The 13,913-nt window shown below is 68.3% G+C and carries 15 protein-coding genes and 1 riboswitch; of the genes, 1 reads left to right on the top strand and 14 read right to left on the bottom strand.

All coding sequences use genetic code 11. The features are described from left to right. Window positions 1-3: 3 nt before the first annotated feature. The 9 genes from cobF to cbiE all read right to left on the bottom strand — a co-directional run bounded on the left by cobF (window position 4) and on the right by cbiE (window position 6,692). A complete protein-coding gene (gene cobF / locus HYN69_RS05215) occupies window positions 4-762 on the bottom strand; it encodes a precorrin-6A synthase (deacetylating) (RefSeq protein ID WP_108434817.1) in 759 nt (252 codons plus the stop codon). Between the two features lie 46 nt (window positions 763-808). After that, a complete protein-coding gene (locus tag HYN69_RS05210) occupies window positions 809-1,543 on the bottom strand; it encodes a CbtA family protein (protein WP_108434816.1) in 735 nt (244 codons plus the stop codon). A 4-nt stretch (window positions 1,544-1,547) separates the two neighbouring features. Continuing rightward, complete coding sequence (locus HYN69_RS05205) at window positions 1,548-1,727, bottom strand: CbtB domain-containing protein (protein ID WP_108434815.1); 180 nt, start codon at window positions 1,725-1,727, stop codon at window positions 1,548-1,550. Window positions 1,728-1,762: 35 nt separating this feature from the next. After that, window positions 1,763-1,983, bottom strand: a riboswitch (cobalamin riboswitch). A gap of 55 nt (window positions 1,984-2,038) precedes the next feature. Continuing rightward, the gene (locus tag HYN69_RS05200) at window positions 2,039-2,347 is read right to left on the bottom strand and encodes a DUF1636 family protein (RefSeq protein WP_230426490.1); all 309 of its coding nucleotides are present in this window, start codon (window positions 2,345-2,347) and stop codon (window positions 2,039-2,041) included. Beyond that, window positions 2,344-3,069, bottom strand: coding sequence for a uroporphyrinogen-III C-methyltransferase (gene cobA, locus HYN69_RS05195; protein ID WP_108434814.1), 726 nt, complete (start codon window positions 3,067-3,069; stop codon window positions 2,344-2,346). The genes HYN69_RS05200 and cobA overlap by 4 nt, the downstream gene beginning before the upstream one ends. Next, window positions 3,066-4,388, bottom strand: coding sequence for a cobyrinate a,c-diamide synthase (locus tag HYN69_RS05190; protein ID WP_108434813.1), 1,323 nt, complete (start codon window positions 4,386-4,388; stop codon window positions 3,066-3,068). The genes cobA and HYN69_RS05190 overlap by 4 nt, the downstream gene beginning before the upstream one ends. Further along, complete coding sequence (cobM, locus tag HYN69_RS05185) at window positions 4,388-5,170, bottom strand: precorrin-4 C(11)-methyltransferase (RefSeq protein WP_108434812.1); 783 nt, start codon at window positions 5,168-5,170, stop codon at window positions 4,388-4,390. Before cobM ends, HYN69_RS05190 begins: the two co-directional genes overlap by 1 nt. Then, window positions 5,167-5,517 carry a cobalamin biosynthesis protein gene (locus HYN69_RS05180; protein WP_108434811.1) on the bottom strand — a complete coding sequence of 117 codons (351 nt, stop codon included), beginning with the start codon at window positions 5,515-5,517 and terminating at the stop codon, window positions 5,167-5,169. The genes cobM and HYN69_RS05180 overlap by 4 nt, the downstream gene beginning before the upstream one ends. Continuing rightward, a complete protein-coding gene (gene cbiE / locus HYN69_RS05175) occupies window positions 5,514-6,692 on the bottom strand; it encodes a precorrin-6y C5,15-methyltransferase (decarboxylating) subunit CbiE (RefSeq protein ID WP_108434810.1) in 1,179 nt (392 codons plus the stop codon). Before cbiE ends, HYN69_RS05180 begins: the two co-directional genes overlap by 4 nt. Here cbiE and HYN69_RS05170 point away from each other — a divergent pair. Then, window positions 6,691-7,443, top strand: a complete 753-nt coding sequence (locus tag HYN69_RS05170) for a cobalt-precorrin-6A reductase (protein WP_108434809.1) — start codon at window positions 6,691-6,693, stop codon at window positions 7,441-7,443. The two genes, cbiE and HYN69_RS05170, sit on opposite strands and share 2 nt — an antisense overlap. On the opposite strand, the gene cobJ is transcribed toward HYN69_RS05170, so the two are convergent. The 5 genes from cobJ to cobN are packed head-to-tail and all read right to left on the bottom strand — an operon-like array spanning window position 7,419 to window position 13,907. Continuing rightward, window positions 7,419-8,153 carry a precorrin-3B C(17)-methyltransferase gene (gene cobJ / locus HYN69_RS05165; protein ID WP_108434808.1) on the bottom strand — a complete coding sequence of 245 codons (735 nt, stop codon included), beginning with the start codon at window positions 8,151-8,153 and terminating at the stop codon, window positions 7,419-7,421. The genes HYN69_RS05170 and cobJ overlap by 25 nt on opposite strands. Continuing rightward, window positions 8,150-8,887, bottom strand: a complete 738-nt coding sequence (locus HYN69_RS05160; RefSeq protein WP_108434807.1) for a precorrin-2 C(20)-methyltransferase — start codon at window positions 8,885-8,887, stop codon at window positions 8,150-8,152. The genes cobJ and HYN69_RS05160 overlap by 4 nt, the downstream gene beginning before the upstream one ends. Window positions 8,888-8,906: 19 nt before the next feature. Then, window positions 8,907-9,536 (bottom strand): precorrin-8X methylmutase, encoded by a 630-nt coding sequence (locus HYN69_RS05155; protein WP_108434806.1) that lies wholly within the window; start codon window positions 9,534-9,536, stop codon window positions 8,907-8,909. Beyond that, window positions 9,526-10,680 (bottom strand): precorrin-3B synthase, encoded by a 1,155-nt coding sequence (locus tag HYN69_RS05150; protein ID WP_108434805.1) that lies wholly within the window; start codon window positions 10,678-10,680, stop codon window positions 9,526-9,528. Before HYN69_RS05150 ends, HYN69_RS05155 begins: the two co-directional genes overlap by 11 nt. Beyond that, the gene (gene cobN / locus HYN69_RS05145; RefSeq protein WP_108434804.1) at window positions 10,677-13,907 is read right to left on the bottom strand and encodes a cobaltochelatase subunit CobN; all 3,231 of its coding nucleotides are present in this window, start codon (window positions 13,905-13,907) and stop codon (window positions 10,677-10,679) included. Before cobN ends, HYN69_RS05150 begins: the two co-directional genes overlap by 4 nt. Window positions 13,908-13,913 lie beyond the last annotated feature (6 nt).

The following is a 13,913-nucleotide window of genomic DNA, read 5'->3' as shown; positions in this document are numbered from 1 at the left end:
CGCTCATCCCTTCCGGCGCAAAACGTAGATATCCATGATCCAACCATGCTCGGCCCGCAGCCGCTCGCGCAAGGGCGGGATCGTCGTGGCCATTTCGGCAAGCGGCCCCTCGGCCAAGACCTGCTCGGCCATGCCGACATAGGCGCCCCACCAGATATGCACGCCCGCAGGCTGCACCGAGCCGAACGAACACTCCCCGTCCAGCATGACGACCAGCGTATCCACCCCCGCAGGCCAGCCATGATCGCGCAACTGCCGCCCCGTGGTGACGGTAAAGGGCGCACCCACCTCGTTGACCGGAATGGCATGCCCCGCCGTAAGTACCTGCATCGAGGTGACCCCCGGAACGACCGTCACCACAGGCGCAGGCTTAAGCCGCGACGCGATCCGCAACGTGCTGTCATAAAGCGAAGGATCGCCCCAGACCAGCAACGCAACCGTGCGAATATCTCGCGAAAATCCCCGTCCGTCCTGAACCGTTGCAATCGCTGCAACCCAAGCCGCCGCAATCGCATCATGCCAGGCATCCACCCCTGCCAGATACCCGCCCGATACATCGCGCTTGGGCATGTCGAACACGGCCACCGGCACATCGGCCGCATGTTCGGCCAGCATCGCATGGCGCAATCCGGCAAGGTCGGATTTGTCCGGCCCCTTCTGCGGGATCAGGATCAGGTCCGCCCCCCGCATCGCCTTGATCGCCTGCAGCGTCAGATGGTCGGGGTTGCCCGTGCCGATGCCGATCAGGACCAGCTTTTCCATACCACCCTCCCTTTGGTCAGGGGGCGGAACATCCGCCCCCCGCCCGCTATACCCGTTCGCCCCGCGCCCAGACAGAGCCAGCAACCCAGCCAAGCACGGCCCATGCCACCAGCCCGACACCCAGCACGCGCGCCGCAAAGGCCGCGCCAAGCTCGGGCGGTGCCGAGCCGTAATATTCGCCCAGCGTCGGCGCACCGATGACATGCGGCAAGGCCAAAGCCACACCCGCCAACACGAACACCCATGCCTTGCGCCCGTAGCCCAGCCCCAGCAGGCCCGCCGCCGTCAACAGCGCCGTCCCCCACCACCAGACCTGCCGCGCACCAAGATCGGCGGCAACCGTTCCGGGCAGTTCGGGCGCAAGCCCCATCGCAGGTGCAAGCTGGAACACGGCAAACCCGCCGATCCCCCACAAAAGCCCCTGCACCGCCCCGATCCGCGCGCCGAAGGTCGAAGCCGCACCGAAACCCGCGATCAGGATGAAGCCGTAAGCCACGTAGATCAGCACGGTGAACAGAACCGTAAGCCCGTCCCGCGCCAATCCGCCACTCTCGCCATGCTTATGCGTCGCGTGGTCATGCCCCGCGTCCTCGCCTGACGCTTCGCCCGCATCCGCATGCACCGCATGATCCCCGCCGCCCGCGAAATGCGTCAGCGCGCCGGATTCATACTGCTCGCCGGTCAGGATAAGCGCTTGGACAAACGAAAAATGCAACAGGGCGGCAATCAGCCCTGCTGCACAACCGGCGAACACCGCGCCGGTCACCAATCTCTGGAACATCAGTTCAGTGGCAGGGGAAGCCGGTCGCGTGGCGCATGTCATGCGCCGCATCGTGCAGCGTCGCCGACTGGGCATGGCCCGCCACGAACATCAGCGCAACGCCGATGGCCATGACAGCGATGATCGAACCCGCGGCCTGTGCCAGCGTGCCCGAGGATTTCTTGACCGAAGCAAGGGTCGTCATAATGTCGTTCTCCCGACCGTCACACCCGACGGCGTATGTTTCATCCCTGCAAGGTCGGTCTCCTGGCTCGCGGGTCGTAACGGCCTTCACCTTCCCATCCCCTTGCGGGAACAGTGGTCGTCGAAGGCCGCTCGCCGCTTACAGTCGCGGGGGCGGCTGGGGCCATGGGCGCCGTATTCGGTCCGCCCCTTCCCCATTCCCGTTTCAGCCCCTGTGCTTTGCACGTTAACGGGGCACCTTGCCCTTCCATCTGCACATCAACCGCCCCTGCGGTCAAGGTGCTTTGCGGCAGATCGCAGCCCAAGCGCGACCTATCCGGGGATTCGCGCCACGGCCTTCATCCGCAACCCGCCGATTGCCCGCGCATCGGCCAGATTGCCATCAGCCGACGCTCCGTAAAGCCCCGCGAAAACCACCAGCTCGGGCAGGTCATCCGCCACCACATCGCCGAACAGATAGGCCGTCTTGCCCGCATCCCTGAACGCCACCGTCGATGCCCGCGCACAACCGGACATGCAGTCGACCAGCGCCACCTCGGCCAGCCCGCCCAGCGCCTCGCGCAGGGTCTCGGCAAACCCCGCCCGCCCCAGCGCGCAACTGCCGCAGACAGTGATCTTCACGCACCATCCCCCGCAAGCGGACCGTATAGAATCAATCCCGGCAACAGCCCCGGCCCCTCGGCCAGCAGCGCCGCCAGCCCCGCGATCGTCGTCCGCGTCAGCCGTTGCTCCGGATGCCCAACCGACTCGGCCAGCATCGCCGGAGTATCCCCCGGCAACCCGTGCGCCATAAGCCCCGCACACATCGCCCCGAACGTGCGCTTGCCCATGAACACCACCGTCGTCGCCAGCGGGTCCGCCAGCGCGGCCCAGTTCAAATCCGCGGGCAGCCCCCCCGTCACATCCGCGCCGGTCAGAAACTGCACCCGCCGCGCCGTCAGCCGCCGCGTCAACGGTATCCCCGCCGCCGCCGCCGCCGCACTCGCACTCGTCACCCCCGGAATGATCTCATAAGGAATCCCCGCTGCCTGCAAAGCGTCGGTCTCCTCCTCGAGCCGCCCGAACAACCCGCAATCGCCCGACTTCAGCCGCACCACCCGCGCGCCCGTGGCGGCATATTCCACCAGCAAACGGCTGACATGGTCCTGCTTGGGCGATGCACGCCCCGCCCGCTTGCCCACACCGACCAGATCGGCCCCGTCGCGCGCGTGGCCCAAGATCGGCCCCGAGGACAGGTCGTCGAACAGCACCGCATCCGCCTCCCTTAACCGCGCCACGGCCTTGAGCGTCAGCAGTTCCGGATCGCCAGGACCCGAGGATACGAAAGAGACGAAGCCCGTCATGTGGCCTCCGCAATCAAGTGAAAGAACGTCCCCGTCACGCGCCCGCCGCCCCCGAACGCAGCCCATGACCCGGTTTCGGCCACCTCGGCCCCCGTCGCATCGACCACCCGCGCCAGCGCCGCATCGGGCTGCGCCAATATCGTCGCGTAATGGAATTCATGCCCGCGCAACCGCGCGCCCGCGCCATGCCCCGGCGTTTCGGTCAGGGTCTCGGCCAAGCGGTAGCCAAGATGCATCCGCCGCTTGGCGAAACTCGTCTCCAGCCCCAGCAATCCGGCCATCTCGTGCCGCGTCCCGTCCGCCGCCACCAGCCCCGCGCCCAGCGCCATGTAGCCGCCGCATTCGCCATGCACCGCCCGCGTCCGCGCGAAAGCCCGCAACCCCGCACGGAAATTCGACGCCGCAGCCAGCCGCCCCGCGTGCAATTCCGGGTATCCCCCCGGCACCCAGCACACATCCGCGCTGTCATCAGGCGCTTCATCCGCCAAGGGTGAAAACGGCAACACCGTCGCCCCGTCCTTGCGCCACGCATCGATAAGATGCGGGTAAACAAAGGAAAACGCTGCATCCCGCGCCAGCGCGATCCGCCCTGCCGGAGCCTTCACCGCAACCGCAACGCCCGCCGCAAGCGTAGGGGAAGCCGCCGCGATCACCGCATCAAGATCGACATGTTCGGCAATGAACGCCCCCGCCTCGGCCATGAACGCCGCAAGCCCCGCCATCTCTTCGGCCTGCACCAGCCCCAGATGGCGCTCGGGCAGCGCGATCGACGCACGGCGCGGCAAGGCCCCGAACACCCGAACCCCCGCCCGCTCCATCCCGTCACGCACCAGCGCCTCGTGCCGTGGGGATGCCACCTTGTTCAGCACCACGCCCGCAATCTTCACATCCGCCCGCATCGCCGCAAAGCCCAGCGCCACGGCGGCGGCCGATTGCGCCTGCCCGCCCACATCCAGCACCAGAACCACAGGCCAGCCCATCCGTGCCGCGATATCAGCCGAAGCGCCCGTTCCGGCCTCACCCGCCCGGGCCACGCCGTCGAACAGCCCCATCGACCCTTCGGCGATCACCAGATCGGCCCCGCCCGCCGCGCCCACCAACCCGTCGAGCATCCCGCCCGTCATCGCCCATGCGTCGAGGTTCACCGAAACCCGCCCCGCCGCCGCCGTGTGGAACGCCGGGTCGATGTAATCCGGCCCGCTCTTGAACGGCTGCACGTTCAGCCCCCGCGCCCGCAATGCGGCCAGCAAGCCCAGCGTCACCGTGGTCTTGCCCGTGCCTGACGCCGGAGCGGATACCAATAGTCCCGCAGGCAGCATCACACAGCGTCCGGAAACCGCGGCGCCGTGCCGACAGGCCGATACCGCCGGTCATAATCGCCCGCATACAAACGGCTTTCCCCGAATTCCTCGGCCCCGATGGCACGCCCCACCATGATCAGCGCGGTCCGTTCCATCTCGCCCGCAATCGCCGTCTCGAGCGTTTCCAGCGTGGCATGCACGATCCGCTGATCCGGCCAACTTGCCCGCCAGACCACCGCCACCGGACAGTCGCCACCATAATGCGGCGCGAGGTCCGCCACGACCTTATCGAGGATATGGATCGACAGATGGATGCACAGCGTCGCCCCCGTGGCCGCAAACGCCCCGAGGTTCTCGGTCTCGGGCATCGCCGTCGCCCGCCCGCTCGTGCGCGTCAGCACCACCGACTGCGCCACGCCGGGCAGCGTCAGCTCGGCCCCCAGCGCCGCCGCAGCGGCAGCAAACGAGGGCACGCCCGGCGTCACATCATAGGCGATCCCCATCTCGCGCAACCGGCGCAACTGCTCGCCCATCGCCGACCAGATCGACAGATCCCCCGAATGAAGCCGCGCCACGTCCAGCCCCGCATCATCCGCCGCCTTGATCTCGGCCATGATCTCATCCAACGACAACGGCGCGGTGTTCACCACCCGCGCCCCCGCCGGACAATGCGACAGCAACGCCTCGGGCACCAGCGACCCTGCGTATAAACAAACCGGAGACGCCGCGATCAGATCGCGCCCGCGCAAGGTTATCAGATCCGCAGCCCCCGGCCCCGCCCCGATGAAGTGAACCGTCATGCCCCGTCTCCTTCCGCTATCGCGGCTGTCGCCATACCGTTCGGGGCGACCACGCGCCCCACCACCAACCGCGCATTCCGCCCCGCCGCAACCAGCGCCGCCGCTTCCGCAACCGACCCCGTCCCGAACGCCTCTGTCACACGCACTGATGCCGTCGGCGTTGCCGTTCCCGACACATCCACCGCCCGCACCGCCAACCCCGTCCGCGCCGCCAGCGCCAGCATCACCGCAGCCCCCGCCTTGCTCGTATCGGTCGCCAAGGCATCCGCATCCCCCGCCAGCGCCAAAGCCGCCGCCAGATCATCCACCGTGGCCGCCCCGCGAAACCCGATCCCTGCCACCCTCAAATCACCGCACTCCATTGCACCACCGGACGCGATGCCGTCCAGCCCCGCATCCGGCCAAGCGGCGCATCCCGCGCCACATCGAAGCGGTAAAGCGCCCCGCCATGCGCCGCCTGCAACGCATAGGCCAAAGCCTCGCTCTCCAGCGTCACCGCATTGGTCACCAGCCGCACGCCACGCGGCAACAGCCCGATCAACCGCGCCATAAGCCCCGCATCGGCCCCGCCGCCCACGAACACGGCATCAGGCTTCGGCAGGTCCGCGATCACCTCGCCCCATACCCCTTCATGCACGGCCAGCCGATGATCGACCCCGAACCAATCCGCATTGGTCCGGATATTCGCCACCCGCTCGCCCCGCGCCTCGACCGCATGGGCAAAGCCCCCCGCCAGACACCACTCGACCGAGATCGACCCCGACCCCGCGCCCAAGTCCCACAAAACCTCGCCCCTGCGCGGGGCCAGCGCCGAAAGCGTCAAGGCGCGGATCGGCCGCTTGGTGATCTGCCCGTCACTGGCAAACAATCCGTCCGGCAACCCGCCCGCGCGTGGCAACCCCTGCCCCACCGCTTCCACAGCCACCGCAACCGGAGCCGCCACATCCGCCAACGCAAACCCGTCAGCCACACATTCGCGCACCCGCTCGCGCGGCCCGCCCACCCGCTCGCACACCGTCAGCCGCGACGCCCCGAACCCCGCTTCCACCAGCCATTGCGCCAGTTCCGCAACCGCCGCCCCGTCGCGCACCGTGGCAATCACCCGCACGCCCTGCGCCAGCACCCCGCGCAACCGCGCAAAGGGTGCTGCATGCAAGCCGACACACTCCACCGCCTCCAGCCGCCACCCCAACCGCGCCGCCACCAGCGCGAATGTAGACGCCACCGGATGCGCGACCCACTCCCCCGCCACCAGATGCGCCGCCAGACTGCCCCCCGCCCCGAACCAGAACGGATCGCCCGATGCCAGCACCACCACCCGCCGCCCCCGCAGCGCCAAGACAGGCGCCACATCGAACGGCACAGGCCATTCCCGCCCCCGATCCCCCGCACCCACCAAAGCCAGATGCCGCGGCCCGCCAAAGATCACCTCGGCCCCCGCAAGCGCGGCACGGCTTGCATCCCCCAGCCCTGCCAGTCCATCTTCCCCCAGACCGACGATAGAAAGCCACCGATCAGCCATGACGCGCATCCTCCTCCTCGGCGGCACCACCGAAGCAAGCCTTCTTGCCCGCGAACTCGCCGCCAAAGGCACCGACGCGATATTCTCCTACGCCGGACGCACCAACGCCCCCATAACCCAACCGCTGCCCACCAGAACCGGAGGTTTCGGCGGCGCCCAAGGCCTCGCCCACTACCTGCGCGCCGAGGCCATCACCCATGTGATCGACGCCACCCACCCCTTCGCCGCCACCATGAGCACCAACGCCGTCACCGCCTGCGCGCAAACGCAAACCCCGCTCATCGCCTTCGAACGCGCCCCTTGGACCGCCACGCCCGCCGACCGCTGGACCCACGTTCCCGACACCGAAGCCGCCGCCCACGCGCTTCCCGACGAACCCGCCCGCGTCTTCCTCGCCATCGGCAAGCAGACCCTGCACGCCTTCGCCAGCCAACCGCAGCACGATTACCTTCTGCGCCTTGTCGACGACCCCGAAGCCCCGCTTCCCCTGCCGCATACGACCGTCATCCTCGCCAAAGGCCCCTTCGACGAAGCCGCCGACACCGCCCTGCTGCGTGACCACCGCATAACCCATATCGTCGCCAAGAACGCAGGCGGCACGGGGGCCGATGCGAAACTGAAAGCCGCCCGCAGCCTGCACATTCCGGTCATCCTGATCGACCGCCCCGCCATCCCGCCCCGCCGCAGCGCGGCAACCGTGGCCGAAGTCATGGCGTGGCTCGCAGATCATCCCGCCCGCCTTGGGGTATAGACCCATTTCCCCACCCGCCGCGTCGCCGAATTGCCGACGATCACCACGGTCCGCATATCGGCCATCTCGGGCACAGCCTCGCCCAGCGTCACCGTCAAGATCCGCTCCTCCGGCGTGGTCACCGCCCGCGCGAATGTAATCAGCCGCGCCGCGCCGCATGCCGCAAGCAACACCTCCAGCGCCCGCGCAAACTGGTGCGGCCTGCTGGCCGAACGCGGGTTGTAGAACGCCATGGCGAAATCCGCCTCTGCCGCCAACATCAGCCGCTTTTCCACCAACTCCCACGGCTTCATATTGTCCGACAGGTTGATCGCGCAGAAATCATGGCCCAAGGGCGCACCCGCCCGCGCCGCCGCCGCCAGCATCGCGGTAATCCCCGGCAAAATCCGGATATCCGGCACCTCGCCCGCAAACCCCTCGACCGCCTCGAACAGCGCGCTTGCCATGGCAAACACCCCCGGATCGCCCGAGGATACCACGACCACCCGCTTGCCTTCCGCCGCCATCGCCAAAGCATGCGCCGCGCGGTCCATTTCCACGCGGTTGTCCGAAGGATGCAACGTCAGCCCCGCACGCGGCGCGACCCGCGCCACATAGGGAATATATCCCACCACATCCGTCGCCTGCGCCAGGGCCTCGCGCACTTCTGCCGTGACCATCCCCTCGTCGCCCGGCCCCAGCCCCGCGACAGCCACCCATCCGGCGTTCATTCCACGCCCCCGATTTCCGGCCGCCGCCCCTGCCCGTGCACCAGCACGATGGCGAAATAGGGCACGTCGCTCACGTCCACATCGACCAGCCGCGCAAGCCGTTGGTCCGGCATCGTGCCGCGCTCGACCAGCCACGCGTCCTGCAACCGTCCCGCCGCCTGCAACGCGGCCCGCACCTTGGGCAGGTTGCGCCCCGTCTTCATCACCACCAGCGCATCCGCCGCCCGCATATGGTCGACCATATCCGCCTCGGGCAGCGTGCCCATCAGCACGGTCAGCACATCGTCACCCCAGGTGATCGGCGTGCCCGTCGCGGTCCAGCACCCCGTCATGCCGGTTATGCCCGGAATCACCTCGACCTCGACCCGCCCCTGAAACCGGGTGTATAAATGCATGAAAGACCCGTAAAAGAACGGATCGCCCTCGCACAGCACCACCACATCCGCGCCCGCGGCCACCGCAACCAGCCGGTCCGCCCAATCGTCATAGAACATCGCCAGCGCGTCGTTATACTCCGCCCCGTCAAACGGCAGCTCGGTCGTCACCGGATATTCCATCGCATATTCGACGACCTGCGGCGCAAGCATCCCCTCGACGATCCGCCGCGCCTGCCCCTGCCGCCCCTTCTTGCGGAAATAGGCGACATGCCCCGCCCCGCGGATCACGCGGTCCGACCGGACCGACATCAGGTCCGGATTGCCCGGCCCCAGCCCCGTGCAGATGATCTTGCCCATCGCCCTGTTCCTTTCGGCCTTATTCTTTACGACTGGCCAAAGCGTTCACCGCCGCCACCGTGATCGCCGACCCGCCAAGCCGCCCGCGCACCACCATCGACGGCACCGGACGGCCCTGCATCAAAGCCTCCTTCGACTCAGCCGCCCCGATGAACCCCACGGGGCACCCGATGATCGCCGCCGGACGCGGGCAAGCAGGGTCTTCCAGCATGTTGAGCAGATGAAACAACGCGGTCGGCGCATTGCCGATCGCCACCACCGCCCCGCCCAGCATAGGCCGCCACAACTCCAGCGCCGCCGCCGACCGCGTGTTCTGCATTTCCGCCGCCATCCCCGCGACCCGAGGGTCTTGCAGCGTGCAGATCACCTCGTTCTTCGCCGGAAGCCGCGTCCGCGTCACGCCCTCGCTCACCATCCGCACATCGCACAAGATCGGCGCACCCGCCTCCAGCGCCGCCCGTGCCGCAATCGCCATGCCTTCGGTGAAATCGACATGGGCCTCAAGACCCACCATCCCCGCCGCATGGATCATCCGCACCACCACCACCTCCTCCTCGGGGGTAAAGCGGGCAAGATCGGCCTCGGCACGGATCGTGGCGAAAGAGCGCAGGTAAATTTCCGCGCCATCGGTGATGTAGCTATGGGGCATCGAAACTCTCGGTCAATATCTCTGGCCGCGCCAGCAATTCATCGGCAGTAAAGGCAGCCACCGCAGCATCCGCCGCCGTCCCGCCCCGTATCAGATCGAACCCCGCCGCAGTCGCTGTCAGCGTGACATCGGCAACCCCCGGATGCGCGCAGCCCTTGGCGCAGCCCGACACATGCAGCCGCTTGCCCGCAGGCACCGCCGCCGCCAGCCCCCGCGCCAACCCGCGCACATCGGCAAGCCCCTGCAAACAGCGCGGCGCCCCCGTGCAGGCCACCACGCGCAACAACGGATCGTCGTCATACAGGATGACACCCGGCACATCCGGCCAGCCCGACTCGACCAGCACCATCCGCCACGGCGTCAGGCGCAGGTCGCCGAACCCTGCAAGCCCGTCCAGCATCCCGGCCTCCATCTGGCCAAAGGGAACGGCCACCAAAGCCCCCGCCGAATAGCGCGCAATCTTGGGAACAAAGCGCGGAACGACCCGCATCGGCACCGCCCCGAACCGCCCGGGCGGCACAGCCCCCCGCGCAACCAGCGCCGCCATACGCCCACGCCCGCCGCTCACACCGCCCGCATCGACAAACCAGCGTGCCAGTTCCAGCACCGCATCGACGACCTCGCCTTGCCCGACCACGGCCCCCGTTGCCATGCCGTCAGCCCGCACCATGACGCCGTCCTGCGCCCCTTCGATCCTGATATCCGCCGCCGCGTCCCGCAAGACCGGAACCATCCCCGTATCCACCGCATAACCGAACTTTCCCGGCAGCGCCGGAAACTCGCCCAGCCGCGCCACCAACTCCGCAGCGATCTCCTGCGCCCCGTCCCCCGCCCTCCAGAACGGAGTCACCAGCACATTGCGCATCGCCTCGGCCTGCGGGCTTTCGTCGATCAGCCCCAGCGCCGCCAATTCCGCCACCAGCGCCCCATGCCCCGCCTCGGTCACGCCCCGCAATTGCAGATTCCCCCGCGCCGACAGGTCGATCAGCCCGTTCCCGAACCTTTCCGACAAAAACGCCAACCGCTCGGCCACCGCCACCGGCAACCGCCCGCCATGCAGCCGCACCCGAACGACCAGCCCGTCGCCCGACAGCATCGGCCGCAGCGCCCCCGGACACCACCCTTGGACAACCGGCCCAGTCATCCCTCGGCCCCCATCGCCGCCGCAATCGAATTGCGCCGCGTCACCCACAACCCCGCATCCCGCAACGCCGCAAACCGCGCCCGCAATGCCGCCAAGGCATCCGGATTCTCGCGTTCCATAAAGGCCACCAGATCATCCCGACCCAAGGTCGCCTCATGATACAAATCGAACAGATGCGCCGGAACCGCCCGCGTCAGATGCGCGTAAGCCGCGAGGTTATCCAACGTCGCCGTCACTTCCGCAGCCCCGCGAAACCCGTGCCGCATCATGCCCGTCGCCCAATCGGGGTTCGCCGCCCGCGCCCGCACCACGCGCCCCACCTCCTCCGAAACCGTTCGCGCCCTCGGCGCATCCCGCGTGGCGTCCATGTGATAAAGCGCCAAAGCCTCGCCGCCCAAAGCCGCCTTGGCCGCCGCAACCCCGCCCTCATGCGCCGCATAATCGGGGGCCACCAGAATATCCGTCTCGACCATATCCTGCACATGCGCGAACGCATCCGCCGCAAGCACCCGCGCCTCCAGCTCGCCCCGCGCCTCGCGCGCCTCGCCCTTGGCATCCACCGCCCAAGATGACGCCGACAACCAAGCCTCGCCCGCCGCCACGCGGCCCGCGTCGGAGTAATCCTCCAAAGCCGCCGCCATGCCCATCCCGTAAAGCCCCGGCTTCGGTCCGAACACCCGCGCCGAACGGGTCACATAGGGGTTATCCTCCGGCGCCTCCTCCCGCTCGGCCAAGGCCGCAGCCCCCGCCTCGAACAGTTGCGACAGCCCCGGAAACACGTCGCGGAACAGCCCCGACACGCGCAAGGTCACGTCGATCCGTGGCCGCCCCAGCAGCGCCAAGGGCACCACCTCGAAGCCCGAAACCCGCTCCGACCCCTCGTCCCAACGCGGAGCCAACCCCGCCAGATGCAGCGCCATGGCGACTTCCTCGCCCGCCGTCCGCATCGTCGCCGACCCCCACAGATCGAGGATCAACCCCTTTGGCCAATCCCCCTTGTCCTGCAAATGCCGCCGCAACAACTCCTCGGCCAGCTTGACCCCTTGGGCATGCGCGGCGCGCGAAGGCACCGCGCGCGGATCGACGGAATACAGGTTCCGCCCCGTAGGCAGCACATCGACACGCCCCCGCCAAGGCGACCCCGCAGGCCCCGCCGGAACGAAGCGCCCCGCCAGCGCGGCACTCAGCCCCGCAAATTCACCCTCCGCCGCGCCATAGATGTGCAAGCCATCGCCATACTGGCTTTCCTTGATGTCGCACACGAAACGGTCGATCCGCGTGATCGCCTCGGCCGCACTCGCCCCCGCAGGCAGGCCAAGGTCATCCTCCACCCCCGACGCCCGCGCCTCATCCCTGATCGCCCCGATCAGGCGGTCACGCCGCGACGGGTCCAAGCCATCGGCGGTGGAATATTCATCCAGCAGCCGCTCCAGCCGCAACAACCCCTCGGGCACCTTCGCCAAAGCCAAAGGCGGTGGCAAATGTCCCAAAGTCACCGCCCCGATCCGCCGCTTGGCCTGCGCCGCCTCGCCCGGATCGTTCACGATGAACGGGTAAATCACCGGCATCGCGCCCACCAGCACCTCGGGCCAGCAGTCCGCCGACAAGGCGACCGATTTCCCCGGCAACCACTCCAGCGTGCCATGCGCCCCCACATGCACCAGCGCGTGCAACCCCTGCGCCCGCAGCCACAGGTAAAACGCCACATAGCCATGCCGCGGCGTGCGGCTCAGGTCGTGATACTCCCCGTCGCGCCCCGCGACCTCGCCCCGCTCTGGCTGCAAGGCCACAACCGCCGACCCCGCCCGCACGGCAGCAAAGCGGAACGCTCCGCCCACACAGGCCGGATCATCCGCCGCCTCGCCCCAAGCCGCTGCCAGATCATCGCGCAATCCTTGGGGCACCGCCTCAAGCGCCGCCAGATACTCGGCCAAAGGCCACTCCAGCGCCTCGGCCACCAACCGCTTGCCCAGATCATCCACGGGCGCGACCGCGTAGCCCTCACCCGCCAGCGCCGAAAGCATCCCCCTGACCGAGGCCAAGGCATCCAGCCCCACCGCATGGGCAATCTGGTCCGGCCGCCCCGGATAGGTCGACAGAACGAACCCCACCCGCCGCTCTGCCGCCTGCGTCACCGCCAACCGATGCCAAGCCGCCACGCGGTCAGCCACCAGCGCAACCCGCCCCGCATCCGCCCGATGCGCAAAACGCGAAAACTGCAAATCGGGGTCACGCTTGCCGGGTGATTTGAACGACACAACCCCCGCGAAAAGCCGCCCGTCCACCTCGGGCAAAACCACATGCATGGCGAGGTCCGCAGGCGAAAGCCCCCGCGCCGACCCCGCCCAATCGCGCCGCCGCGCCGTCGACAAGGCCACCTGAAACACCGGCACCCCCGCCCCATCCAAAGGCGAAGCCCCATCCGCCCCCTTGCCCGAAAACGCGGTCGCATTGACCACCGCCACGGGGCGCAACGCGCCCAAAGCCTCGGCCAGAAACGCACCCGCACCCGCCGCTTTCAACGACGGCACGAACAGCGCCGACACCGCAAACCCACGCGCAGCCAGCGCCGCACACAGCGCATCGACCGGCCCCGTATCCGCCGCCGTCAGATAGCTGCGGTAAAACACCACCGCCACCGCAGGCCCACCCTGAACCGGCCCCTTCACCACGCCCGCGCCCGGTTGATACCAGCCACAGTCCGGCACGGTCTTTTCCCCGATCACCGGCCCCGCATAACACCCCGCCGCCAGCGCCAGTTGCGCCAGCGCCGCCTGCGCGGCCACTGCCCCGCCCGCATCGCACAAAGCCTGCAACCGCCGCAAAGTCGAAACCGGCAGCGTCGAGACCGCATCCAGCGCGGGATCGTCCCGCCCGTCCGCAGGCAGCACCGCCAGCGCAATCCCCTTGCGCCTGCACAGATCCTGAACCGAAGCGATCCCGTAAGCCCAATAGGATTCCCCGCCGATCAACCTGATCAGAACCCCCTTCGCCCCCGACAGCGTCTTCTCGACATAGGTATCGACCGACAACGGATGCCGCAGCGCCACCAGATTGACCAAACGGCAACTCGGCAACCCCGCACGCCCCCGATGCCAACCCGCCGCGAAAGCGCCAAGGTCACTGTCGGAAAACGACATCACCACCAGATCGGCAGGGTCTTGCCCCACGTCGAACGGCGTGTCCGTTTCCTCCAGCCCATGGCTTTCGCGGAAGACGACATGCATGGCGTA

The organism is Gemmobacter aquarius, assembly GCF_003060865.1.
Lineage (GTDB): Bacteria > Pseudomonadota > Alphaproteobacteria > Rhodobacterales > Rhodobacteraceae > Paragemmobacter > Paragemmobacter aquarius.
The sequence above is the reverse complement of the archived record's forward strand: the minus strand, read 5'-3'. Positions and strand labels throughout refer to the sequence as shown.

Bases quoted from the DNA above. Each gene is read 5' to 3' on its own strand.
- cobF (WP_108434817.1), bottom strand. From the start codon at position 762: ATGGAAAAGCTGGTCCTGATCGGCATCGGCACGGGCAACCCCGACCAT.
- HYN69_RS05210 (WP_108434816.1), bottom strand. From the start codon at position 1,543: ATGTTCCAGAGATTGGTGACCGGCGCGGTGTTCGCCGGTTGTGCAGCA.
- HYN69_RS05205 (WP_108434815.1), bottom strand. From the start codon at position 1,727: ATGACGACCCTTGCTTCGGTCAAGAAATCCTCGGGCACGCTGGCACAG.
- cobA (WP_108434814.1), bottom strand. From the start codon at position 3,069: ATGACGGGCTTCGTCTCTTTCGTATCCTCGGGTCCTGGCGATCCGGAA.
- HYN69_RS05190 (WP_108434813.1), bottom strand. From the start codon at position 4,388: ATGCTGCCTGCGGGACTATTGGTATCCGCTCCGGCGTCAGGCACGGGC.
- cobM (WP_108434812.1), bottom strand. From the start codon at position 5,170: ATGACGGTTCACTTCATCGGGGCGGGGCCGGGGGCTGCGGATCTGATA.
- HYN69_RS05170 (WP_108434809.1), top strand. From the start codon at position 6,691: ATGACGCGCATCCTCCTCCTCGGCGGCACCACCGAAGCAAGCCTTCTT.
- cbiE (WP_108434810.1), bottom strand. From the start codon at position 6,692: ATGGCTGATCGGTGGCTTTCTATCGTCGGTCTGGGGGAAGATGGACTG.
- cobJ (WP_108434808.1), bottom strand. From the start codon at position 8,153: ATGAACGCCGGATGGGTGGCTGTCGCGGGGCTGGGGCCGGGCGACGAG.
- HYN69_RS05160 (WP_108434807.1), bottom strand. From the start codon at position 8,887: ATGGGCAAGATCATCTGCACGGGGCTGGGGCCGGGCAATCCGGACCTG.
- HYN69_RS05155 (WP_108434806.1), bottom strand. From the start codon at position 9,536: ATGCCCCATAGCTACATCACCGATGGCGCGGAAATTTACCTGCGCTCT.
- HYN69_RS05150 (WP_108434805.1), bottom strand. From the start codon at position 10,680: ATGACTGGGCCGGTTGTCCAAGGGTGGTGTCCGGGGGCGCTGCGGCCG.
- cobN (WP_108434804.1), bottom strand. From the start codon at position 13,907: ATGCATGTCGTCTTCCGCGAAAGCCATGGGCTGGAGGAAACGGACACG.